Genomic DNA, 24132 nt, shown 5'->3' with positions numbered 1-24132 from the left:
GGAGTACCAGGACACGCAACTGGAAGTTGGCAGATGCGGTGTATTTGAACCCAGAGCGCCCTGAAGTTAAGGGCGTTCTGGGTTAGCCGCAGCAGTACTAAGGCGACAGGTACCTTGACACGTACCGCGTTTGACAAAAGGGCCTCGCCGTAAGGGCGAAACCCTAAGCGGCCGTTACCGCAGAAACGGATATGTACACCCTCAAGAGCCAGGCCGGCTGTCAGGCCGCCTTCGCGAGCAAGCTCGCTCCCACAGGGGGATTTGCGTACACACAAACAAAAATGCCCCGATCGAGAGACCGGGGCATTTCTATTTAGCGCAACTTATATATAGCAGCCGCGTCAGCCTTAGTGCGCCACCGCCCCACTCGCCCCCAACCCAGTCTGCGAGCGAACGAATTGCGGGAAGAACAGCGCCCGCTCTTTGTCAGCCGCGGCCGACTTGTCGGTGATGGAGAAGAACCAGATCCCGACGAAGGCAATGGCCATCGAGAACAGAGCTGGGTACTCATACGGGAAGATGGCTTTCTCATGCCCCATGATCTGCACCCAAATGGTTGGACCAAGGACCATCAGGCCAACGGCACTGACCAGTCCCAGCCAGCCACCGATCATCGCGCCGCGGGTAGTCAGCTTCTTCCAGTACATGGAAAGCAGCAGCACCGGGAAGTTACAGCTCGCCGCGATGGAGAACGCCAGGCCGACCATGAATGCGATGTTCTGACTTTCGAACAGGATACCCAGAACGATCGCCAGTACAGCCAGAGCAATGGTGGTGATTTTCGAAACCCGAATCTCATCCTTGTCGTTGGCTTTACCCTTCTTGATCACGCTGGCATACAAGTCGTGAGACACCGCCGAAGCACCGGCCAGAGTCAGACCGGCAACTACCGCCAGGATGGTGGCGAAGGCCACTGCCGAGATGAAACCGAGGAACAGGCTGCCACCCACCGCGTCAGCCAGGTGCACTGCCGCCATGTTGTTACCGCCCAGCAGAGCGCCGGCAGCGTCTTTGAAGGCAGGGTTGGTGCTGACCAGCAGGATCGCGCCGAAGCCGATGATGAAGGTCAGGATGTAGAAGTAACCGATGAAACCCGTGGCATACAGCACGCTTTTGCGGGCTTCTTTAGCGTCACTCACGGTGAAGAAGCGCATCAGAATGTGCGGCAGACCGGCAGTACCGAACATCAGCGCCAGACCAAGGGAGAATGCTGAGACCGGATCCTTCACCAGGCCGCCGGGACTCATGATCGCTTCACCTTTAGGGTGAACCTTGATCGCTTCGGCAAACAGTGCATTGAAGTCGAAGTTAACGTGCTTCATTACCATGATGGCCATGAAGGTAGCGCCGGAGAGCAGCAATACGGCCTTGATGATTTGCACCCAGGTGGTCGCCAGCATGCCGCCGAACAGCACATACATGCACATCAGGATACCGACCATGATCACCGCAACGTGGTAATCCAGGCCGAACAGCAGTTGAATCAGCTTACCGGCACCGACCATTTGTGCGATCAGGTAGAACGCCACGACCACCAGCGAACCACAAGCTGAGAGCGAGCGGATCTGGGTTTGCCCGAGGCGATACGACGCCACGTCGGCAAAGGTGTATTTACCCAGGTTACGCAAGCGCTCGGCGATCAGGAACAGAATGACCGGCCAGCCCACCAGGAAGCCGATCGAATAGATCAGACCGTCGTAGCCTGAGGTGTACACCAGCGCGGAGATCCCCAGGAAGGACGCCGCCGACATATAGTCACCGGCAATCGCCAGACCGTTCTGGAAACCGGTGATCTTGCCACCCGCGGCGTAGTAGTCGGCCGCTGACTTGTTGCGTTTGGAAGCCCAGTAGGTAATGCACAGGGTTGCCCCCACGAAAACGACGAACATCAGAATCGCCGAGACGTTAAGCGGTTGTTTCTGCACCGCGCCGGTCAGGGCTTCAGACGCCCAGACTGCCGGAGCGAAGGCCGCAACACCGAGTGCCGCAAATAGACGCCGGATCATTGCTGAGCCTCCTTGAGAATCGCATTGTTCAGGTCGTCGAATTCGCCATTGGCGCGTCGAACGTAGATTGCAGTCAGGACAAAGGCAGAAAGAATCAGCCCTACACCAATGGGTATTCCCCAGGTAATCGATGACGCAGGGCTGATTTTCGCCCCCAGTACATGCGGTCCATAAGCAATCAAAAGGATGAAGCCCGAGTAAAGCCCGAGCATGATCGCCGAGAGAATCCAGGCGAACCGCTCTCTTTTGCTGACCAGCTCCTTGAAACGCGGGCTGTTTTGAATCGAGAGGTAAATGCTGTCGTTCATTGTTTTTGTCCTCGCAGCACAGATTGAATTGCAACGTATTCCACTCTATGCGGCTGCGGAACTGGTTCCAGACGACCTTAGTATTAGAACGACACTAGCGCTGTCGCCAATTATTCACCCCGGAAAAACAAAAGACCGCCTGGCGCGAACGCCAGACGGTCTTGATAGTTGCAATTTAAACGCTTGGTGATGTTATTTAGCGGTCCACTCGGCAACACGTTCCGGGTGTTTGGCTACCCAATCCTTGGCAGCGGCTTCAGGCTTGGCACCGTCCTGAATCGCCAACATGACTTCGCCAATCTCGTCTTTGGAGCCCCACTGGAATTTTTTCAGGAAGGCAGCGACTTCTGGAGCCTTCTTCTCCAGACCTTTGCTACCGATGCTGTTAACGGTTTCGGCCGCGCCGTAAACGCTTTTAGGGTCGTCGAGGAAGCGCAGCTTCCATTTGGCGAACATCCAGTGCGGCACCCAACCGGTGACAGCAATGGACTCGTTCTTCTCTTCAGCACGGGTCAGTTCGGCAATCATCGCCGCACCGGAACTGGCTTGCAGTTTGTAATCGAGGCCGTAATCCTTGATCGCCTGATCGGTCTTGAGCATTACGCCTGAGCCGGCATCAATGCCGACGATCTTGTTCTTGAAGGTAGTGTCATCTTTAAGGTCGGCGATGGACTTCGCCTTGACGTACTCCGGCACGATCAGACCGATTTTCGCGTCCTTGAAGTTAGGACCGTAGTCGACAACCTTGTCTTTGTTCTTGGCCCAATACTCGCCGTGAGTCACCGGCAGCCAGGCCGAGAGCATTGCATCGAGTTTGCCAGTTGCAACGCCCTGCCACATGATCCCGGTCGCAACGGCTTGCAGCTTCACGTCATAACCGAGCTTCTGCTTGATCACTTCAGCCGCCACGTTGGTCGTGGCGACGCTGTCCGACCAGCCGTCGACATAACCGATAGTCACTGCCTTGCCTTCGGCACTGGCCACAGTAGAACTGATCGCCAGCACCAAAGCGGCACCTGCGCCCAAGAGTTGTCGCATCTTCATCGTTACTTCCCCGAAAGTGCTGCGCCCGACGGATGCCGAGCGGCGTCAACTTATTGTTATGGTGCACAGCGCCCCCTTCACGCTCACAACCTAACTCGTTCGAACATCAGTGGAGTGCTGACGCCTCGATAATCAACCTGACGACAACAGCGACCTGCTCTGTCAGCGACCTCAAGGCATCGAGAAACGACATCAGAACGCCAGTAACCTCGACAACGTAAAATACCTAGCCAGATTCCGCCCGAACTTTGCATGTCAAAATTATGCGACCCACCAAGCACGCGGCAAATGCAGGTAAGATGCGCGGCTTTGCTCCCAGACGGCCTGACCATGCCCGCGACTGCCCGCTTTCCTTTCTTACCGTACCTGTTCGCCTGTCTACTTGGCCTGTTTGCCCTTTGCGGCTTTTGGTATGGCCTCGGCCAACCGATGCTGCTGCCGGATGTCGCCAGCGCCACGCACAAGCTGCAATGCGCCTCCTACACCCCGTTTGATAAAGATCAATCACCGTTCGACCAGCCGTTCAAGCTGCGCCCCGAGCGCATGGATGCTGATCTCGCGCTGTTGGCGACCCGCTTCGAATGCATTCGCACCTACTCCATGACCGGCCTCGAAGCGCTCCCCGACCTGGCGCGCAAGCATGGCTTGAAGCTGATGATCGGCGCTTGGGTCAACAGCAACCCGGTTGACACTGCCAAGGAAGTCGACTTGCTGATCGCCTCGGCCAACGCCAACGCGGATGTCGTGACCTCGGTGATCGTAGGTAACGAAACCCTGCTGCGCAAGGAAGTCACGGGCGCCCAGTTGGCCAAGCTGATTCTTCAGGTGAAAAGCCACGTCAAACAGCCAGTGACCTACGCCGATGTCTGGGAGTTCTGGCTCAAGCACCCGGAAATCGCCCCGGCAGTGGACTTCCTGACCATCCATTTGCTGCCGTATTGGGAAGATGAGCCGTCCAACATCGACGCCGCCCTCAATCACGTCGCGCAAGTCCGTCAGGTGTTCGGCAACCGCTTCGCGCCCAAAGACGTAATGATTGGCGAAACCGGCTGGCCAAGCGAAGGCCGCCAACGCGAAACCGCCCTGCCAAGCCGGGTCAACGAAGCCAAATTCATTCGTGGGTTCGTCGCCCTGGCCGAACACAATGGCTGGCGCTACAACCTGATCGAAGCCTTCGACCAGCCCTGGAAACGCGCCAGCGAAGGCGCCGTTGGCGGTTACTGGGGACTGTTCGATGCAGATCGTCAGGACAAGGGCGTGTTGGCCGGGCCAGTGTCGAACCTGCCTTTCTGGCCACAGTGGCTGGGCATCGGTGGCCTGATCTTCCTCGGCACGCTGATCCTTGGTGGTCGCGTGCGCAGCACTCGCGCGGCTCTGATCCTGCCGCTGCTCGGTGCATTCGGCGCTTGCTCCATCGGCACCTGGGGTGAACTGGTGCGGGTCACCAGCCGCTTTGCCGGTGAATGGCTCTGGGCCGGGTTGCTGGTCGGATTGAATCTGTTGATGCTGGCCCATGCGGCACTGGCCCTGAGCAGCAAAACCGCCTGGCGTGAGCGTGCCTTCAACTGGCTGGAGCAGCGCGCTGGCTGGCTGCTGGCGGCCGCAGGTTTCGCTGCCGCGGTAATGATGCTCGAATTGGTGTTCGACCCACGCTACCGCAGCTTCCCGAGCGCAGCCTTGCTGCTGCCAGCGCTGGTCTACCTGTGCCGCCCGGTCAACGTGCCGCGTCGGGAAGTTGCCTTGCTGACCTTTATCATCGGCGCAGGCATCGCCCCGCAGCTGTACCGCGAAGGACTGGAAAATCAACAGGCCTGGGGTTGGGCGCTGGTGAGTGTGTTGATGGTTGCTGCGTTGTGGCGCAGCTTGCGGGTGCGCAAAGCCTGATCGACACGCACAAAAAAAGGATGACTTCGGTCATCCTTTTTTTTCGTGTATCTGGCAAGACGCGTTGCGTGTCGGAGTGACACAGACTTGCCCGCACGGCTGCTATCAAGCCACCCGCTCATCCCCTGGGCTGCGCTCGAAGTAGCGTTTATATTCGCGGCTGAATTGCGACGTACTCTGATACCCCACCCGATGCGCGACCTGCGGCAAACTGCCCTGCTTATGCCTTAGCCCCTAGCTCCGCCGAAAGCCTTGCTGCGACCTGTTTGATCAACGGGATCAGCTCGGCCATTTTCTCCAGCGGCATATAGGGCACGGTACTGGCGATGCTGATCCCGGCGACGATTCGCCGGCTGGCATCGCGTACTGGCGCCGCGACACAGCGGATCGACGGTTCGTTGTCTTCCAGATCAAACGCGTAACCGCCGGCCACGTACTCCAGCATGCGCTGCTGAAATTGCTCCCAGGATTGCTCCGGGTGCTGCGGCCACAACAGATTCTTTCCGCCCACCGGCAAGCTGATCTCGTACAGACGCTGCCACTCCTCCTGCGAGCAATCGAGCATCAGCGCCTTGCCGATCCCGGTGCGCGCCAACGGCATGCGATGACCAACCCGCGAACGCATTTCCGGACCATTACGCCCAGGATTTTTGTGCAGGTACAGCACGTCATCGTCTTCACGAATTGCCAGGTGAATGGTATCGCCGGTCAACGCCGACAACTCATCCAGATACGGCCCGGCCAACCTCACCAATGGCAGCTCTTCACGGGCCTGGAAACCCAGCTCGATCAGCTTCGGCCCGAGCAGATAACCGATTTGCGGCACCACCCGCAAATAGCGCTCATCCACCAGACAACTGGCCAGCCTATGGGTGGTGCTGCGGGTGGTACCGATCAGCCGGGCAATTTCCTTGAGGTCGCGAGCGCCACTGGCCACGGCCTGAACCACACCCAGGCCACGAAGCAGCGTTTGGGTGCCCGTCGGCGCGGCGCCCTTGGCGTTTTTTGGGGCGTCTTCCTGCATGTCCGGCCTTCAATAATGAGCGAGAGAACGGGCGGCATTATGGTCGCCCGTTCTGGCGCTTACTAGAGTTCGATCCGCTCCACTTTGCCCACCAGCAACACATAAGACAACGCACCAGCCAGCGCCAGCACGGCAATGTAGGTGATCGCCGGGGCGAAGGAGTCGCCGCTGGCGAGAAAGCCGATGACGATCGGCGTGGTAATCGCCGACAGATTGCCAATGAAGTTGAACACGCCACCCGTCAGCCCCAACAAGCGTGCCGGCGCCAAGGTCGAGACCAGCGACCAGGTGATCGAGGCCAACCCGTTGCCGAAAAACGCCAGCGCCAGGAACGCGATCACCAACGGCGTCGATTCGACAAAGTTGGCACCGATGATCGAGGTGGAAATCAGCAGCCCGCCAATAATCGGCAACTTGCGGGCAAAGCCGACCGTCGCGCCGCGACGGATCAGCCAGTCGGAGAAAAACCCCGAGCAGAGCACGCCAACGAAAGCCGCAAGAAACGGCAGCGAAGCCAGCAGACCGGACTTGATGAAGTCCATCCCACGGTACTTCACCAGATAGGTCGGAAACCAGGTCAGGAAAAACCACAGGGTCGAGTTGAGGCAGAACTGGCCGAGGTAGATGCCCCACAACTTGCGTTTGCTCAACACGACGCCCAGGTCCGTCCAGCTGAACGGCGCTTTGCGTTTGGCCGTCTCGGCCTGGATATCCACCAACCCGCCGCCCTCGCTGATGAGGTCGATTTCAGCCTGATTGACGCCCTTGAAATCCCGTGGCTCGCGATACACCGCGTACCAGATGACCGCCCAGAGAATCCCCACCACACCGGTGCTGACGAACACCATGTGCCAGCCGTATTGATGTTGCAGCCAGGCCAGCACCGGCGTCAGAAACGCCAGCCCGACGAACTGCCCGGAGGTGTAGAAACCGATGGCCGTCGCGCGTTCACGCTCGGGAAACCAGATGGTGACCACGCGGCTGTTGATCGGATAGGCCGGGGCTTCCAGCGCACCCACAGCCATGCGCAAAACGAACAGTGCGATGAAGCTTGCGGCGAAGCCCAGCATCACCGTGGCCACCGACCACAACAGCAAGGCAACGCTGTAGAGGATGCGCGGCGGCACCCGATCCACCAGCCAACCACCGGGGATCTGCATGGCGGCGTAGGTCCAGCCGAACGCGGAGAAAATCAGTCCGACATGAATCGGATCGATGCCCAGGTCACTGGTCAGCGCCGGGGCGGCAATCGACAGGTTGCTGCGGTCCAGGTAATTGATCACCACGGTGATAAACAACAGCACCATGATGAAAAAACGCTTGCGGCTCGGCGTCACCAACGACGCCTGCCCGGTAAAGACTTCCGGTTGCATGGGGAGTGCCTCTTCTTATGGTTATTGAGGGCATGAAGCTATGAACGACACGGTCTCTGTGGGAGCCGGGCTTGCCCGCGATCGGGCCTATGCGGTTTGCCTGAAGAATCTCGGTGACTGAGCCGACGTCATCGCGAGCAAGCCCGCTCCCACATTTGATTGGTGTTGAATCAGCCAGTGATCACCACTCGGCAAAACTGCCATCGGCATGGCGCCAGATCGGGTTGCGCCAGCGGTGGCCGATGGCGACGCGTTCGATGACGTATTCCTCGTTGATCTCGATGCCCAGGCCCGGACCGTTCGGGATCTTCACAAAGCCTTTGTCGTAGTCGAACACCCGCGGATCCTTGACGTAATCCAGCAGGTCGTTGCTTTCGTTGTAATGGATGCCCAGGCTCTGTTCCTGAATGAACGCGTTGTAGCAAACCGCGTCCAGCTGCAGGCACGCCGCCAGGGCAATCGGCCCCAGCGGACAATGCAGCGCCAGCGCCACGTCGTAGGCTTCGGCCATGTTGGCGATCTTGCGGGTTTCGGTGATGCCGCCGGCATGGGAGGCATCCGGCTGGATGATGTCGACGTAGCCTTCGCTGAGCACTCGCTTGAAATCCCAGCGGGAGAACAAGCGTTCGCCCAGCGCGATCGGCGTGCTGGTCAGCGGTGCCAATTCTTTCAGCGCTTCGTAGTTTTCGCTGAGCACCGGCTCTTCGATGAACATCAATTTATAAGCATCGAGTTCCTTCATCAGCACCTTGGCCATGGGCTTGTGCACCCGGCCATGGAAGTCCACGCCGATGCCGACATTCGGCCCCACCGCATCACGCACGGCGGCGACGTTGGCCAATGCCAGATCGACTTTCTCGAAGGTGTCGACGAATTGCAGCTCTTCGGTACCGTTCATTTTCACCGCGGTGAAACCACGGTCGACGGCTTCTCTGGCAGCCCGAGCGGTGTCGGCCGGACGGTCGCCGCCAATCCATGAGTACACACGAATCTTGTCGCGAACCTGACCGCCCAGCAGATCGCTGACCGAGACCCCAAGCGCCTTGCCCTTGATGTCCCACAGCGCCTGATCGATCCCGGCCAGAGCGCTCATGTGCACTGCGCCGCCACGGTAGAAACCGCCGCGATAGAGCACGGTCCAAATGTCTTCTATATTGCGCGGGTCCTTGCCAATCAAATAATCCGACAGCTCATCAACGGCCGCCGCGACCGTGTGGGCTCGACCTTCGACCACGGGTTCGCCCCAGCCGGTCACGCCTTCATCGGTTTCGACTTTGAGGAACAGCCAGCGCGGTGGAACGATAAAGGTCGTCAGTTTGGTGATTTTCATCTTCAGCTCTCTTGTTATCAGACGCTCGATTGCTCGCGATACAGACGGCGAGGTCTGCCTGTTTCACCGCAGTGATGCCATCGCGAGCAATCGAGCGTCGACCGGCGGCTCCTACAGGGATTGTCTTAGCGCAGTGCGTTCCAGGCCTTCACATAAGCCTTGGCGCGGACCGCCACTTCGTCAGGCGTCAGCCCCGGTTTGAACAGCCCGGAGCCCAGACCGAAACCGCCGACGCCCGCCTCGACAAATACCTGCATGTTGTCCGGAGTGATCCCACCTACCGGAATCAGCAGCGTTCCTGCCGGCAACACCGCCAACCAGGCCTTGACCACCGCCGGGCCCATTTGCTCTGCCGGAAACATCTTCAAGACATCGGCGCCTTCGGCCAGTGCGGCAAAGGCCTCGGTCGGCGTGGCGACACCTGGCGACAAGTACAGCCCCGCTGCCCTGGCCGCACGCAAGACCTTGGGATCGCTGTGAGGCATGACGATCACCTGCCCGCCCGCAGCCTTCACTTGCTCGACCTGTTCCGGGGTCAACACCGTACCGGCACCGATCAGGCAATCGGCGGGCAAAATGCTGCGCAGGATTCGGATACTTTCGTACGGCTCAGGGGAATTGAGCGGCACTTCAATGACGCGAAAACCTGCCTGATACAACACCTCGCCGATGGCCACCGCCTCTTGCGGACGCAGGCCGCGAAGGATCGCGATCAAACCGTTTTTCGCCAGTGCTTGCTTGAGCATGTCAGACCTCTTGGTAGTTGAACGCAGACGGTCAGCCAAGCAGCCCGGCCGCTTCGGCCAGGTGCCATAAACCGCGTTCGGTGGCGTGTTCGGCCAGGCTCACCTGAGCAAAACCGCAAGTATCGAGCGCCCGGCTGTAGCGGGCACAGAGTTGGGAATTGCCGATAAGGATGATCGAGGGCAGTTGGGCACTATCGCGTCGACGGCGCTGTACGTTGGCAAGGGCCGCGAGTTCGTGGCCGATCAACAAACCCGACAGATAGTCGACTTGCTCGGTGGAACTGAGCTCACCCGTCAGGCCAAGGCTGCGCGCACTGAACAAGGTCGAAAGCGGACCGATCTCGCCGTCAGTGGACAGCGCCACCTGCACGCCGCGATCAAACGCTTCGCCATCAAAGTGCGCGCCGCGCTGTTGGGTGCGCCCCAGAATGCTGTGTTCGCTGAGTACGGCGAACAGCTCGCCGGTCATGAAGGTGTCGAAATGCACGATGCAGCCGTGGGCCACTTCCACCCATTTCGAATGGCTGCCGGGCAAGCCGATCAGCAGGTTGTCGCCAGCACCCGACGGCAGACTTTGCAGCACGCCGAGGATCTGGGTCTCTTCGCCCCGCATCACGTTCGGTAGCCGCGAACGCTGAATCACGCCGGGCACGATGTGCACATCGACGCCGCGCAGGCTGTGTAGGGCTTTCAACGAGGTGCCGAGGTTGGCGACATTCGCCGGGGTGTCGCAGTAAGCGGCTTCACGCCAACCCTGGGCGCTGCCGACCATGCCACAGGCGATCACTGGAAGGTCGGGCTGCGCATCGAGCCAGTCACCGCAGGCATCATCGAAGGCCAGTTCGAAACCATCGGCGCACAGTTGACCGGCGATCATCCGCGGCGCACTGGGCAACTGCATGATCCCCGACGACAGCGAACGCTGTTCGAGCACCTGGCCGCCAGCAGCGAGTTTGTAAGCACGAAGGGAGGTTGTCCCCCAATCGAGCGCGATCAATTGCGCCTGCATCGCTTCACCTGAAATTTGTTTTTGGGCAGTGAGTGCGTAGTGCTGATGCAGGCGACTATAAACCTGAGACGCTGAAAATCTCAATATATAAATTTCACTCCCACATATAGGGAAATTGATCGTGAGAACGGTGTCCACCCTGCGTGCTATATTCCCCGCCGTTTCCGTCTCGCAGAAGGAAGAGCCCAAGGTGAACAAAAAGACTGGCATTCGGGCCGAGCAAGCCGATAAGACCCGCGCGCGGATTCTTCAGGCCGCGGTCAAGGTCTTCACCCGCGACGGCTATTCCGGTGGGCGGGTCGAAAGCATCTCCCGCGAGGCCGACTCCAATGACCGGATGCTTTATTACTATTTCACCAGCAAGGAACGACTGTTCATCTGCGTGCTGGAACACACCTACGAACAGTTCAATAAGGCGGAAAGCAAACTCAAGCTGGACCTGAGCGCACCATTGCAAGCGCTGCAGGATCTGGTGGCATTCGTCTGGAACTACTACGTCAAACACCCGGAATTTGTCGCCATTCTCAGTATCGAGAACCTGCACAAAGGCAAACATGCACAGCAGTCCAGTGAGCTGCGCCGGCTTTCAGGAGAAGCGGTCGGAGTGTTGCGGCCGATCATCAAGGCCGGTCAAGCGCAAGGGCTGTTTCGCGAGGATGTGGACCTCAAGCATGTGTATCTGATGATCGCCTCGCTCTGCTATTTCTATAACTCCAATCAGCACACGCTTAGCTCGTTTCTCGGCGAAGACCTGGCGGATAAACGCCAGCAACAGGATTGGCTGGGGTTTATCAGTGACCTGGTGGTGCGTGGGGTGATGCGGTTGCCGGATAGTGGATCTGGCCAGGATTAGCGTTGACTACACCGGCCTCAACGCGGGCAAGCACGGCTCCAACAAGGACCGCGTAGTACCTGTGGGAGCCGGGCTTGCCCGCGAAGCTTTTAATGGGTTCCCGGATTGGCCCGCAGATGCGCGACTTTCTGTTCCAGCCCTTGCCATTGCGGCGCACTGGAAGCAAACCGACTGCGCAAATACGCCGCCAATTCCGCCACCTGGGTATTCGACAAACTGTCCTTGAAACCCGGCATGTAGCCCAAATTCTTGGTGGCCGGCACCGCGATGCCTTGCAAAATGACCTTGATCAGATTGTCCGGCTGATCGCTGTGCACATTAGTATTGCTCGCCAGCGACGGGCTGACGCCAAACAGCTTCGGTCCGAGCCCGTCAGCGTGGCAGGCCTTGCACGAACCTTCGAACACTCGCTGGCCGTTGCTCAACGACAGGCTTGCTACCGGTGCCGGCCGAGTGGCTTTCTCCACCACCTGTGCTTCGGCCTGAGCGCCATTGAGTGAGGCCAGATACACCGCCATCGCCCGTACATCGGCCTTGGGCAGTTTCGCCAGTTCGCTGACCACCGGCCCCATGGGACCGGCTGCCACACCGTGAGCATCGGAATAGCCGCTGCTCAGGTACGTGAACAATTGTTCCTCGGTCCACGGCGTCGGCGCTTTGGACAAGCCGTTCAGCGGTGGAGCCTCCCAACCATCGACCGTACCGCCAGCGAGGAACGCCGCCCCGCCCTTTTCCGCGCCCATCAGGTTGCGCGGCGAGTGACAGGCCGCGCAGTGGCCCAGACCATTGACCAGATACGCGCCGCGATTCCATTGCTCACTACGTTCGGGTTGCACGGTGATCTCGCCGCGCCGTAGATACAGCGCATTCCAGCCGGCCATCAACGGCCGTAGATTGAACGGAAAGCGCATGGCGTTAGCTTTTGCCGGTTGGCTGACCGGGGTTTGCGACATCAAATACGCATACAACGCCTGCATGTCGGCGTCGTTGATATTGCGAAACGCGGTGTAGGGAAACGCTGGGTACAAGTTGCGTCCATCACGGCCGATACCGTCACGCATCGCCCGCTCGAACGCAGGATAAGACCAACTGCCGATCCCGGTCTTAACATCGGGGGTGATGTTGCTGCTATAGAGCGTGCCGAAGGGTGTTTCCATCGCCAGCCCACCGGCATTGGTCACGCCACCGGGAGCCGTATGGCAGACCGCACAATCGCCCACCGCCGCCAACAAACGCCCGCGTTCAAGGGTCGCTGCTGACCAGGTGCCGGCGCTCGGCGGAACAATCGGGGCGATCTCAGCGTGAAACGGCCAAGCCGTGGCGGCCATCCCGAGCAACGCGCCGAACGCCGCGAACAGTGAACCAAACAACCATTTCGAACGCTTGCCCGGCGACTTTGCCGGCTCATCACAGGTCCCGGCGTTGAGCGCCGCCAACACCCGCTCCGGGGTAATCGGCAGTTCGCGAAAACGAATCCCGGTGGCGTCAAAAATCGCGTTGGCAATCGCTGCCGCGCTCGGCACCGAGGCGGACTCTCCGGCGCCCATCGGCGGTTCGTTCTGACGCGGCATCATCAGCACGTCAATCTGCGGCACCTCGGGAAAGGTCAGGATTGGATAGCCGCCCCACTCCTTGCTCGCCACCGTGGACTCTTCAAAGGTCACGCGCTCCTTGAGCACGCGGCTGGTGGACTGAATAACGTTGCCGTGAATTTGATGCTGCACCCCCGCAGGGTTGATCATCATTCCGGAGTCATGCCCGATCACCACCCGTGTGACCGAGACATCACCGGTCTGCCGGTCGATGGCCACATCGGCGACCCAGGCCGCCCACGCGGCGCCGAAGCCGGGGAATTTGCTGTGGATATAACGCGCATACGCAAAGCCGCGACCGCGCAACAGATGATCCTCGTTGGGGGTTTGCATCGGCGCGGTGCGCGGCGCCCAGGCCGCGCGTTCGGCGGTGGACTTCACCAGGTCGATGGCTCGTTCGTCTTGCAAATAACGCAGCCGGTATTCCACCGGATCGACACCGGCGGCGAACGCCAGCTCATCGATGTAGGACTCGTGAGCGAAGGTGTTGGGCAACGCAGAAACCCCACGCATCCATGACGCGCGGACAATCGGCGCCATGTCGTTGATGGTCACCCGCATATGTTCGAAGTCATAAGGCGGGATCGACGTGCGATCGCCCATCTCGAACATCGCCGCCACCGGCTCGACTCGGCCAGTCAGCAGCAAGGCCAGGGTAGGCGCACCGTTGGATGGATAACTGGTCTGGAAATCATATGCGGCGACACTGCCATCAGCATTCAAACCGCCATCGACGTCCATCAACTGCGCAGTACCTTTGGGCTCCCACAAGTGTTCCTGCTCGCGGGTCAATTGCACCCGCACCGGTTTACCCACTGCCCGCGACAGCAGCAAGGCATCGGCGCAGACATCGTCAGCACAGTTACGCCCGTAACAGCCAGCGGCTTCCATGCGAATAATCTCGATCGACTCTTCCGGGCATTCCAGCAGCCAGGCCAGATCGGCCCGCAGCAAATGCGGATTCTGACTGCCGGACCACACGCGAATACCTGACACCTGATAGTCCGCCAACCCACAGGACGGACCGATGGAGCCGTGCATCTGATACGGCCACAAATACGTGCGCGGCATCCGCTGACTGGCCCCCGCCAAGGCTTCGTCGACATTGCCCTGATCGAGCACGGTGCGCTGCACCCGCGGATTGTCACGGATCGCCTGCTCAATATCGCTCAAGTCCGGCAGCTTGTGATTCCAGGCTTTCCAGCTGATCTTGAGTTCCTGGGCGGCCTTGATCGCCTGCTCTTCACGCAACGCCACGACACCGACAAAATCGCGAATCACCACGACCTGCACGATCCCCGGGATATGGGCGATAGACGACTCGTCGACTTCCAGCAGGCTATTGCCGACAAAATCACCGCAATCGAGCCCAGCATACGGCGGGCGAATCACCCGGCCGTGGAGCATGTCCGGCACGCGCATATCGTGCACATAGGTCAGCTCACCAGTGGCCTTGGCCGGGATGTCGACCCGCGCGGCGCCCTTGCCCACCAACCGATAGTCTTCTGCCGGTTTGAGCGGCGCGTTGCCGGAGATGTGCAACTCATCGTGCTCGCCGCGCACCAGATCGGCGTAACTCGCAGCACGCCCGTCTGGCGTCTTAATCACGCCGCTTTCCACACTCAGGCTTGCAACCGCCACGGCCCAGCGTTCGGCGGCCCGATCCAGCAGAAAACGCCGCGCTTCAGCTGCGGCATTGCGCAAAGGGATCGCTGAAATCTGCAGGGTCGCGCTGGCGATGGTCGCGCCCTGATTCGGCGCACGCTCGGTATCACCGAGCACCATGCATACCTGATCGAGCTGCAGGTCCAGCTCTTCGGCGACGATCTGCGCCAGCGAGGTGCGAATGCCGGTGCCCAGATCCACATGACCGTTGAAGGCATACACCCGCCCGTCATCGCTGACGGCGATAAACAACCCCAGCTCCTTGGGTTTGATCAGTGGGGTGCAGCCTTTGGCCACTGGCCCGGAGGGCGGCAGGATGTCATCGACGATCAGCAGTACGCCGGTCGTGGCCAGCAATTGATCTCGGGTGGGCGTTGCGTCAGTCATGGTCATCGATCCACGTTCAAGGCGTTTGACGGGCGGCACGCAGCACCGCGCGGAGGATTTCGATATGAGTGCCGCAACGACAAAGGTTGGCCGAAAGCTCGTTGCGGATCTGTGTTTCGCTGGGGTGTGGATTGCGGTCGAGCAGGGCTTTGGCGGTCATGATCATGCCGTTCATGCAGTAGCCGCATTGCGCCGCTTGCTCGTCGATAAAGGCTTGTTGCACCCGGTGCGGTGCGTCGCGGGTGCCGAGGCCTTCGAGGGTGACGATCTCGCGACCGACCGCGCCAGACAGCGGAAACACGCAGGAACGCGCCGCCACCCCATCGATGATCACCGTGCACGCGCCGCACTCGCCGAGGCCGCAGCCATATTTCGGGCCGTTGAGGTGCAGATCGTTGCGCAGGATCAACAGCAACGGCGTATCCGCCATCGCTGTGACTGATGAAGTGTGGCCGTTGACCTCAAGCGCTACCGTGATTTCCTGCGTCGTCATCCGCTTCGCCCGCTTCAGTTAATGAAGTAGTCACTACACGAAACAGCCGTAAGAAAAATCGCGAACAGGACCAACCTGGGGCTTCGCGACACACTTGACTGGTGAAGTGGCTACTACATGAAATGAGAGCAAAAACGATGCCAGAGTCGAACGCCTGGCGTTTGGAGCACCGCTGAAGGTCGAATACTACGGGGCTACGGAGTTTGGGTCAGGCTTCGGGGTCGTCGATCATCTTGCGCAGGAGGAACAACACCGCGACCTGTTCAGCCGGGTTGAGGTTACTCATGGTCAGCTCGGTAATGCGCCCAGCGCAGGGCACGGTTTGCTGCACCAGACGGTCGCCAGCTTCGGACAGACCGACGATGACTTTACGTCGGTCCTGCGGATCCGGTTCGAGGGTAATCAACTCACGAGCCTTGAGCCGATCGACGATACCGCGAATGGTCGCCTGATCGACGGCAGTCGCCTTGACCAGTTCGGTCTGGGAACTTGGGCCGTGATCGCGCAAGGCACAGAGGGTGACGAACTGCACGGCGGTGAGCTGCGAGTCGCCGACATTCTGCTGGAAGATCGCCAAGTGCCGTTGATAGGCCTTGCGCAGCAAATGGCCGACTTGTTCGGAAAAAACGTAGGAAGAAGGGTCAGAAGTATCCGGCACGGCAAGCTCGAAAGGCGATGAACAGTGGGGAAGCATGATGGACAGGTTGGGGGTGGGACTCAAGGGAAACACATCTTCAACGGGCGACCACAAACCCTGTAGGAGCTGCCGCAGGCTGCTCCTACAAGGAATCATCGTCCTGTTACATAACGCGGGAAGCCTCGGGCGCGACGACATCACCGCCAATGACCACCGCCAGGTCATCCAGATACACATCGCAATTGCGCAACGGAATATCCATATGACACGGCGTTTTACGGGTGCCGCCGACCTCGGTGTTCGGCCCGGTGGAGAACAGGAAGTTGCCGTAGAACGCCCGGGCGTCCATGCACATGCCATCGTTCTTGTCGTGCAAGCCCATGGCGGTCCACTGCGCTCGCGGCTGCAGGCCCCAGCCGATATGGGAGATCCCATAGACCTCGGGATCGTTGAAATACTTCATGTAATCGCGCAGGTATTCAGCCTCGAAACCACCGTGGATCGACGTGATAAAACCCTTCTCGATTTCCAGGGTGATCTTCTCCCGGGTGTAGGTCTTGAACGGCAGCAGAATGTCGCCGATGTCCAGCACCAGCACACCTTCGGCCGTTTCTTCGTTGGGCCAGGAAAACAGAAAGCCACTGGGCCAATGGTCCCAGCGTCCCGGTTCATCGGCGAAACCGTACTCGGTGACTGAAGGATATTGCCCCAGCGCGGCACGGAAATCGCTGCCGGCGCGGGAGGTGACGTGTATCGACCGGGCCTGCTTGAGCAGTTGTTCCGCCGCCAGCACCCGCACCTTGTCGGCCTCGGTCGGCAGCATGCGCGCCAGCACTTCCGGCGGCTCGACGGCCAATAGTATCCGCGTGCCGGTCTTGAGAATCTGCTCCTGCTCCGGGGAGTGCAGCAACATCATCGTGTCGACAATCAGATCCGCCGCTTCCAGGGCCCGCTGCGCCGCGATATTGCCGGTCAGCGCGGTGTCACCGCAGTAGGCGGTCATATCGTTGCCCATCGCCGTCGGATGGTTGAACGAGGGCAATTCTAGCGCGTAGACCTTGGCCCCGAGGCGTTGCGCAGCGTCCATCGCGGCACGCACGGTGCGTGGGTCGGAATAGTGGCTCTTGAGCACGGCGACGCTCTGCGTCGGGTCGACTTTCGACAGCTTCAACACGTGTTCGAACATCTGGGTCAGTTCGCAATCGCTTACCGGCATTTCCTGTCTCCTTCAATCGTCTGCTGTCGCACCAAGTAGAGGCGTCGCGCTTCACTCTAGTGCATTTTTATAGCGTGTACGCCATTTAAAAACGATAAGACCTGAATTAACGACAGACTGCAAGAGCCAGAGAAAAACGTTACCAACCCACACAAACCTAACAAACAATGGTTACTTAGTGTTACCAAGGGCAAATATCGCTTGAATTTATTTTTTCAGCCGAGCTCTTCTCATTTTAAAAAAAGAGCGTATACACTTTAAAAACCTTGCGGACAGATCCCGCCAGCCAGCCAAAAAAAGAGGAGCAAGCCCCATGGGAAGCACACAAAAAATCGCTATCGTCGGTGCCGGCCTCGGCGGTGCCGCCGCCGCCACGCTGTTGCAACAAGCCGGGTTCCAGGTGGATATCTACGAACAGGCCCCCGAGTTTTCCCGCCTCGGCGCCGGGATTCATATGGGCCCGAACATTATGAAAATCTTCCGGCGCATGGGCATTGAGCAGCAGCTCGACCAAATGGGATCGCACCCGGATCACTGGTTCAGCCGCGACGGCATCAGCGGCGATTACCTGTCCCGCATCCCACTGGGAGACTTCGCTCGCAAGGAATACGGCGCGTCCTACGTCACCGTGCACCGGGGCGACCTGCATGAGCTGCAAATGTCGACGATCAAACCGGGCACCGTGCACTTCAACAAGCGCCTGGAAACCCTCGAAGAAACCGACAGCCAGGTACGCCTGACTTTCAGCGACGGCGAAGTGACCTACGCCGATATCGTCATCGGCGCCGACGGCATTAACTCGAAGATCCGCGAAGAGCTGCTCGGCCCGGAAAAACCGCTGTACAGCGGCTGGGTTGCGCACCGGGCATTGATCCGTGGCGATCAACTGGCCAAGTACGATTTGAAGTTCGAAGACTGCATCAAGTGGTGGACCGAGGACCGGCACATGATGGTCTACTACACCACCGGCAAGCGCGACGAGTACTACTACGTCACTGGTGTGCCACACCCGGAATGGGATTTCCAGGGCGCGTTCGTCGACAGCAGTCGTGAAGAAATGTACGACGCATTCCAGGGCTATCACCCTACCGTCCAGGCGCTGATCGAATCCACCGAGAGCGTGACCAAGTGGCCACTGCGCAACCGCAATCCGCTGCCGCTGTGGAGTCGCGGTCGACTGGTGCTGCTGGGCGACGCCTGCCACCCGATGAAGCCACACATGGCCCAAGGTGCCGGCATGGCCATCGAAGATGCAGCGATGCTGACCCGCTGCCTGCAAGAAACCGGGCTGAGTGACTACCGCACCGCGTTTGAACTCTACGAAGCCAACCGCAAAGAGCGCGCCTCGCGGGTGCAGTCCGTGTCCAATGCCAATACCTGGCTACGGACTCAGGAAGATCCGGCCTGGGTCTACGGTTATGACCTCTACGGCCAGGTGCTGAAATCAGGGGTGGCCGCGTGAGCACTTTCCTACATGGCGGCAACGTCCAGGCCAACGGCATTCGTCAGCACTACTTGCGCTACGGCGGCAAAGGCCCGGCGTTGATTCTGATTCCGGGCATTACCAGCCCGGCGATTACCTGGGGGTTCGTCGCTGAACGTCTCGGCGAACATTTCGACACCTACGTCCTGGATGTACGCGGTCGCGGCCTATCGTCCACCGGACCGGAACTGGACTACAGCACTGACGCCTGCGCTGACGACATCGGCGCGTTCGCTCAAGCGCTGCAACTGGACAGTTATCACTTGGTCGGCCATTCCATGGGCGCGCGTTTTGCCGTACGCAGCGCAGTCCGTCATCCCGCAGGCGTGAACCGCCTGGTGCTGATCGACCCGCCAGTGTCCGGCCCGGGTCGTCGCGAGTACCCGAGCAAATTGCCATGGTACGTCGACTCGATCCGCCAGTCGCTGATCGGGATGGACGCTGAGGCGATGCGCGCCTTTTGCGCCACCTGGACAGACGAGCAACTGCAATTACGTGCCGAATGGCTACACACCTGCTACGAGCCGGCGATCGTCCGGGCCTTCAACGATTTCCACGATGTCGATTTCCATCAGGACTTACCGAAACTTCAGGCCCCCGCCCTGCTGATGATCGCTGGTCGCGGCGGTGTGATTCAGGCCGAAGACGAAGCTGAAATCCTGCAACTGCAACCGAACATTCGCGTCGCCCACGTCGCCAACGCCGGGCACATGATTCCCTGGGATGACCTTGAGGGCTTCTTCGCCGCCTTCGGTGACTTCCTCGGCGCGCGTTTGAACCCGCCCCTGAATTAAACGCATCGGGAGATTTTTATGCTCAAGCCTTATCGCATCGGTCAGATCGTGCCGAGCTCCAACACCACAATGGAAACCGAGATCCCGGCGATGCTCACAGCGCGCCAATTGATCCGCCCGGAACGCTTCACCTTCCACTCCAGCCGCATGCGGATGAAGCAAGTGCGCAAGGAAGAGCTGGCAGCAATGGACGGCGAATCCGACCGCTGCGCCATCGAACTGTCCGATGCCAAAGTCGACGTGCTCGGTTATGCGTGTCTCGTCGCGATCATGGCCATGGGCCTTGGCTATCACCGCCAATCCGAACAGCGTTTGCGCAAGGCCACCGCCGATAACGATGCCAACGCCCCGGTGATCACCAGCGCCGGCGCGTTGATCGAAGGCCTGAAAGTCATGGGCGCCAAACGCATCGCGATTGTGGCGCCGTACATGAAGCCGCTAACCGAACTGGTGGTGAATTACATCCGCGAAGAAGGCTTTGAAGTGGTCGACTGGCGCGCACTGGAAATCCCCGACAACCTCGAAGTGGCACGCCACGACCCAGCAAGACTGCCGGCCATCGTCGCGGGGATGAATCTGGAAGGCGTTGATGTGATCGTGCTCTCAGCCTGCGTCCAAATGCAGTCGCTACCGGTGGTGGCGCAAGTCGAAGCGCAGACCGGCAAACCAGTGCTGACGGCTGCCATCGCCACCACCTACGCCATGCTCAAGGCACTGGACCTGGAACCCATCGTTCCCGGCGCCGGCGCGTTGCTCTCCGGCGCTTATTAAGAGGTGAGCACGATGAGCGAGCAAACCGCTGACGACAACTATCAAGGCGTGTGGGGCCAGCGCATTGGTTTCGGTCAAAAAGCCGCGCTGCTGATGATCGATTTCATGCGTGGCTACACCACCGAAGATGCGCCGCTGTTCGCCCCCGGTGTGGTCAGCGCCGTAGCAGAAAGCGTCGAACTACTGGAAAGCGCCCGGCGCCAGGGCATCCCGGTGGTGCACACTAATATCCGCTACCATCCCGGCCATTTCGCCGACGGCGGCATCTGGGTGAAAAAGGCCCCGGTGATGAAAGACATGGTCGAAGGCAACCCGTTGGCGGCGTTCTGCGAGGCTGTGTTGCCGCGCGCCGATGAAGTGGTGATCAGCAAACAATACGCCAGTGCCTTTTTTGGTAGCAGCCTGGCCTCGATGCTGCACGCCCAAGGCATCGACACCGTGGTACTGGCCGGCTGCTCCACCAGCGGCTGCATTCGTGCGACGGCGGTGGACGCGGTGCAACACGGGTTTCGCACCATCGTCGTGCGCGAATGCGTCGGCGACCGGCACCCGGCGCCCCATGAAGCGAATCTGTTCGACATCGACAGTAAGTACGGCGATGTCGTCAGCAAGCAGGAGGCGATTGCACAGTTCGAACGGATGTAATGCATACAACGAGAACCGCGCCATAGAGCGCTGGTCTTGCCGGGTTTGAGTCAGGTGTTATCGATATTTTGACCACGACCCTGCGTAAAAAAACTGAGCACAGCTCGTCATAAAACGAGCGTGCCCAGTCTTCTGACACTGCCTTTGGAAGCCGCCCCGGCGCTCCCAGAGCGCTGGAAAAAGCGGCTGTATAAAAACCATAAGTCACCGCCAGGAGACACAAGCCATGCCCATTGCGAATGCAAATACAAATGCAACAACCGCGACCACCGTCGCCAACCCGATTCAAGCGCTCTACCACAAGATCACCTGGAAGCTGATTCCCTTCCTGTGTTTCTGCTACCTGGCCGCCTACCTCGACCGGATCAATATCGGCTTCGCCAAACTGCAGATGCTCGATCAACTGCACTTCAGCGAAACCGCGTTCGGTCTTGGCGCCGGGCTGTTCTTTGTCGGTTACATCCTGTTTGAAGTACCCAGCAATTTGGTGCTGGAAAAAGTCGGTGCGAAAATCTGGATCGCGCGGATCATGATCACCTGGGGCCTGCTTTCGGCCTGCACCATGCTCGTGACCTCCACTACCCAGTTCTACATCCTGCGCTTTCTGCTGGGCGCCGCCGAAGCGGGTTTTCTGCCGGGGGTTTTGTACTACCTGACCACCTGGTTTCCGACCTATCGACGCGGGCGAATCATCGCCTTGTTCATGATCGGTCTGCCGCTGTCCAGTGTGATCGGCGGCCCGCTGTCGGGCTGGGTCATGGGTCATTTCGATAACCTGGGTGGCCTGCGCGGCTGGCAATGGCTGTTCCTGATCGAAGCGGTGCCCAGTGTCTTGCTCGGTATCCTGACCTTCTGGGCCTTACCCAACAGTTTTCAGCAGGCCAAATGGCTGAACGACGAAGAAAAGGCTTTGCTGGAAAATGAATTGCGCGCCGATGAGGCCGGCAGCACAGGCAGCAAACACAGCTTTCGCGATGGTTTCTTCAACCTGAAAGTCTGGATGCTCGGTGGTATCGACTTCTCGATCCTGCTCAGCGCCTATGCTATGGGCTTCTGGATGCCAACCTTCATCCGCAATGCAGGGATCATCGACACCTTCCATATCGGTATTTTGACCGCCTTGCCAAGCATCGCCGCACTGCTGGGCATGCTGCTGATCGGCGCCAGCTCCGACAAACACCGGGAACGTCGCTGGCACATCATCGTGCCATTTCTGATCGGCGCCGCGGCCATGGCTAGCAGCACCTTCTTCACCCACAACGTGGTGGCGACCGTTGCGCTGTTCGCCATTGCCTCGGCGGCGATCATTGGCGCCGTACCGGTGTTCTTCAGCCTGCCGGCAACCTTCCTCAAAGGCACTGCTGCTGCGACCGGTTTCGCCCTCGCTTGCTCACTGGCGAACATCGCCGGCCTGGTCAGCAACTCGCTGATGGGTGTGGCCATCGACGTCACCGGCAGCAGCGCCGGAGCGCTGTGGTTCTTCGCCGGGTGCTTGATTCTCAGCAGCTTTCTGGTGATCGCATTGCCGGCAAAACTGGTGAACCGATAATCACCGCGTATCCCTGTAGCAGCTGGCGGAGCCTGCGTTCGAGGACGCAGTCCTCGCAAAACCGGACATCGCGATTTAACTGTTAAACCGCGATGTCAGGTTTTACGACTGCTGCGCAGCCGGACGCAGCCTTCGGCAGCTGCTACAGGGATCGTGCGTCGACAGATAGGCAGGCATGCTACCCAATTGCCAAAAACAACAACTGCCAGGTAAATACCCCATGCAACGTTTCATCAAACGCTGTGCGCTGTTTGTCGCCGTCGGCCTCTGCGCCGGGTCGCTGCAAGCGGCGGAAAAAGTTATCTTCGACACCGACTTCAATGTGCTCAACGATGACGGTCAGGCCTTCATCATGCTCGCCCAACTGCATGCGCAGAAACGTATTGACCTGCTGGGCATGACCCTGGTCAGCGGCAATGCCTGGGTCGATCAAGAGCAAGTCGATGCTCTCAAAGCCGTCGAGCGCATGGGTCTGGAAAAGGAAATCGGTGTGTATTCCGGTGCGGCCTATCCACTGCTGCATGACTTCGCCACTTATCCACAGGAGCAAGCGTTCTTCGGCGCCGGCTGGCCGGGGGCGTTCAAAAATCCGCGCCCGACCTCCGCCGCGCAATTGGTCGCTCCGCCCGATGGCCTGGCAACTCACACCCAATTACGCAAGGAAACCGCACCGCAGTTCATCATCGACAGCGTGCGCGCCAATCCCCATGAAGTGACCCTGCTGGCGGTCGGCCCGCTGACCAACCTGGCACTGGCCATCCGCCAGGCGCCGGACATCGTGCCGCTGATCAAACGCATCGTGTATATGGGCGGCGCTATCGAGATTCCGGGAAACACCACCCCAGCCGCTGAATTCAACTGGTGGTTCGACCCAGAGGCAGCGAAAATCGTCCTGCGTTCGCCCATCGAACACGTGATATTCCCGAACGATGTCTGCGAAAAAGTCACCTTCGACGCCTCGGTCTACCAGCGTATCGTCGCGAACAAAGGGGTGATCCCGGACCTGTACAAACACGAGTTCGGCCCCCTGTTCAGCAAGGACCCGGGCTATCACAGCTTCACCTGGGACAGCCTGCCCGCGCTGTTTTTGGTCACACCACACATGGTCACCGAGTCCCGCGATATGTGGGTCGACGTCGATGCCCAGTTCGGCCCGGATTATGGCCGCGCGTTGGGCTACAAGAAAAACCCGCCGGTGGGCACGCAAAAAGCCAAAGTGGTGTTCGCCATCGATCAGAAGGCGTTCTGGGATGACTATGTAGCATTGGTGACCTTGCCGGCGCCGGTCAAACAACCTTGAGGATCTGACGTCAATAAGCCCCT

21 protein-coding genes and 1 pseudogene are annotated in these 24132 nt (G+C 59.5%); 9 read left to right on the top strand and 13 right to left on the bottom strand.

All coding sequences use genetic code 11. The annotated features are described in order from the left end of the window. Positions 1-347: 347 nt before the first annotated feature. Entirely contained in the window at positions 348-2006 is a 1659-nt protein-coding gene (locus ACN1C3_RS23030; protein WP_419118050.1) for a cation acetate symporter, read from the bottom strand. Continuing rightward, a complete protein-coding gene (locus tag ACN1C3_RS23025) occupies positions 2003-2314 on the bottom strand; it encodes a DUF485 domain-containing protein (RefSeq protein ID WP_419118049.1) in 312 nt (103 codons plus the stop codon). The genes ACN1C3_RS23030 and ACN1C3_RS23025 overlap by 4 nt, the downstream gene beginning before the upstream one ends. On the opposite strand from ACN1C3_RS23025, the gene ACN1C3_RS23020 reads away from it, so the two are divergent. Then, positions 2301-2504 carry a hypothetical protein gene (locus ACN1C3_RS23020; RefSeq protein WP_419118048.1) on the top strand — a complete coding sequence of 68 codons (204 nt, stop codon included), beginning with the start codon at positions 2301-2303 and terminating at the stop codon, positions 2502-2504. The genes ACN1C3_RS23025 and ACN1C3_RS23020 overlap by 14 nt on opposite strands. 2 nt (positions 2505-2506) lie before the next feature. On the opposite strand, the gene ACN1C3_RS23015 is transcribed toward ACN1C3_RS23020, so the two are convergent. After that, positions 2507-3358, bottom strand: a complete 852-nt coding sequence (locus ACN1C3_RS23015) for a glycine betaine ABC transporter substrate-binding protein (RefSeq protein ID WP_419118047.1) — start codon at positions 3356-3358, stop codon at positions 2507-2509. Positions 3359-3646: 288 nt separating this feature from the next. Here ACN1C3_RS23015 and ACN1C3_RS23010 point away from each other — a divergent pair, with 288 nt between their 5' ends. After that, positions 3647-5242 carry a beta (1-6) glucans synthase gene (locus ACN1C3_RS23010; protein ID WP_419118046.1) on the top strand — a complete coding sequence of 532 codons (1596 nt, stop codon included), beginning with the start codon at positions 3647-3649 and terminating at the stop codon, positions 5240-5242. A 105-nt stretch (positions 5243-5347) separates the two neighbouring features. Here the strand turns inward: ACN1C3_RS23010 and ACN1C3_RS23005 are convergent. From ACN1C3_RS23005 to ACN1C3_RS22980, 6 genes and pseudogenes are all read right to left on the bottom strand, one after another. Beyond that, a pseudogene (locus ACN1C3_RS23005) lies at positions 5348-5446 on the bottom strand (AraC family transcriptional regulator); the annotation flags it as partial. A 16-nt stretch (positions 5447-5462) separates the two neighbouring features. Next, entirely contained in the window at positions 5463-6266 is an 804-nt protein-coding gene (locus ACN1C3_RS23000) for an IclR family transcriptional regulator (RefSeq protein WP_419118045.1), read from the bottom strand. 62 nt (positions 6267-6328) lie between these two features. Continuing rightward, positions 6329-7639, bottom strand: a complete 1311-nt coding sequence (locus ACN1C3_RS22995; RefSeq protein WP_419118044.1) for an MFS transporter — start codon at positions 7637-7639, stop codon at positions 6329-6331. Positions 7640-7820: 181 nt separating this feature from the next. After that, on the bottom strand, positions 7821-8969 hold the full coding sequence (dgoD, locus tag ACN1C3_RS22990) for a galactonate dehydratase (RefSeq protein ID WP_419118043.1): 1149 nt from the start codon (positions 8967-8969) through the stop codon (positions 7821-7823). Between the two features lie 125 nt (positions 8970-9094). After that, positions 9095-9715 (bottom strand): 2-dehydro-3-deoxy-6-phosphogalactonate aldolase, encoded by a 621-nt coding sequence (locus ACN1C3_RS22985; protein ID WP_419118042.1) that lies wholly within the window; start codon positions 9713-9715, stop codon positions 9095-9097. A gap of 31 nt (positions 9716-9746) precedes the next feature. Continuing rightward, complete coding sequence (locus tag ACN1C3_RS22980; RefSeq protein WP_419118041.1) at positions 9747-10724, bottom strand: 2-dehydro-3-deoxygalactonokinase; 978 nt, start codon at positions 10722-10724, stop codon at positions 9747-9749. Positions 10725-10914: 190 nt separating this feature from the next. Here ACN1C3_RS22980 and ACN1C3_RS22975 point away from each other — a divergent pair, with 190 nt between their 5' ends. Then, on the top strand, positions 10915-11577 hold the full coding sequence (locus ACN1C3_RS22975) for a TetR/AcrR family transcriptional regulator (RefSeq protein WP_419118040.1): 663 nt from the start codon (positions 10915-10917) through the stop codon (positions 11575-11577). Between the two features lie 89 nt (positions 11578-11666). Here ACN1C3_RS22975 and ACN1C3_RS22970 read toward each other — a convergent pair whose 3' ends face one another. The 4 genes from ACN1C3_RS22970 to ACN1C3_RS22955 form a co-directional block, all read right to left on the bottom strand. Further along, on the bottom strand, positions 11667-15221 hold the full coding sequence (locus ACN1C3_RS22970) for a molybdopterin cofactor-binding domain-containing protein (RefSeq protein ID WP_419118039.1): 3555 nt from the start codon (positions 15219-15221) through the stop codon (positions 11667-11669). Positions 15222-15237: 16 nt separating this feature from the next. Further along, on the bottom strand, positions 15238-15714 hold the full coding sequence (locus tag ACN1C3_RS22965) for a (2Fe-2S)-binding protein (protein WP_419118038.1): 477 nt from the start codon (positions 15712-15714) through the stop codon (positions 15238-15240). Between the two features lie 208 nt (positions 15715-15922). Beyond that, the gene (locus tag ACN1C3_RS22960) at positions 15923-16408 is read right to left on the bottom strand and encodes a MarR family winged helix-turn-helix transcriptional regulator (protein ID WP_419118052.1); all 486 of its coding nucleotides are present in this window, start codon (positions 16406-16408) and stop codon (positions 15923-15925) included. Between the two features lie 106 nt (positions 16409-16514). After that, a complete protein-coding gene (locus tag ACN1C3_RS22955) occupies positions 16515-17567 on the bottom strand; it encodes a 2,5-dihydroxypyridine 5,6-dioxygenase (RefSeq protein ID WP_419118037.1) in 1053 nt (350 codons plus the stop codon). Positions 17568-17880: 313 nt separating this feature from the next. On the opposite strand from ACN1C3_RS22955, the gene ACN1C3_RS22950 reads away from it, so the two are divergent. The 6 genes from ACN1C3_RS22950 to ACN1C3_RS22925 all read left to right on the top strand — a co-directional run bounded on the left by ACN1C3_RS22950 (position 17881) and on the right by ACN1C3_RS22925 (position 24109). Continuing rightward, positions 17881-19029 carry an FAD-dependent monooxygenase gene (locus tag ACN1C3_RS22950; RefSeq protein ID WP_419118036.1) on the top strand — a complete coding sequence of 383 codons (1149 nt, stop codon included), beginning with the start codon at positions 17881-17883 and terminating at the stop codon, positions 19027-19029. Then, positions 19026-19844 carry an alpha/beta fold hydrolase gene (locus tag ACN1C3_RS22945; RefSeq protein WP_419118035.1) on the top strand — a complete coding sequence of 273 codons (819 nt, stop codon included), beginning with the start codon at positions 19026-19028 and terminating at the stop codon, positions 19842-19844. The genes ACN1C3_RS22950 and ACN1C3_RS22945 overlap by 4 nt, the downstream gene beginning before the upstream one ends. Before the next feature lie 18 nt (positions 19845-19862). Beyond that, the gene (locus ACN1C3_RS22940) at positions 19863-20615 is read left to right on the top strand and encodes an Asp/Glu racemase (protein ID WP_419118034.1); all 753 of its coding nucleotides are present in this window, start codon (positions 19863-19865) and stop codon (positions 20613-20615) included. A 12-nt stretch (positions 20616-20627) separates the two neighbouring features. Further along, positions 20628-21260, top strand: a complete 633-nt coding sequence (locus tag ACN1C3_RS22935; RefSeq protein ID WP_419118033.1) for an N-carbamoylsarcosine amidohydrolase — start codon at positions 20628-20630, stop codon at positions 21258-21260. Positions 21261-21486: 226 nt separating this feature from the next. Then, complete coding sequence (locus ACN1C3_RS22930) at positions 21487-22809, top strand: MFS transporter (protein ID WP_419118032.1); 1323 nt, start codon at positions 21487-21489, stop codon at positions 22807-22809. Between the two features lie 220 nt (positions 22810-23029). Next, positions 23030-24109: a nucleoside hydrolase gene (locus ACN1C3_RS22925; RefSeq protein ID WP_419118031.1), complete on the top strand. Its 1080-nt coding sequence runs from the start codon at positions 23030-23032 to the stop codon at positions 24107-24109. Positions 24110-24132: the final 23 nt, after the last annotated feature.

The organism is Pseudomonas sp. H11T01 (assembly GCF_048515765.1).
GTDB lineage: Bacteria > Pseudomonadota > Gammaproteobacteria > Pseudomonadales > Pseudomonadaceae > Aquipseudomonas.
This window is presented reverse-complemented; position numbering and strand designations above follow the sequence as displayed.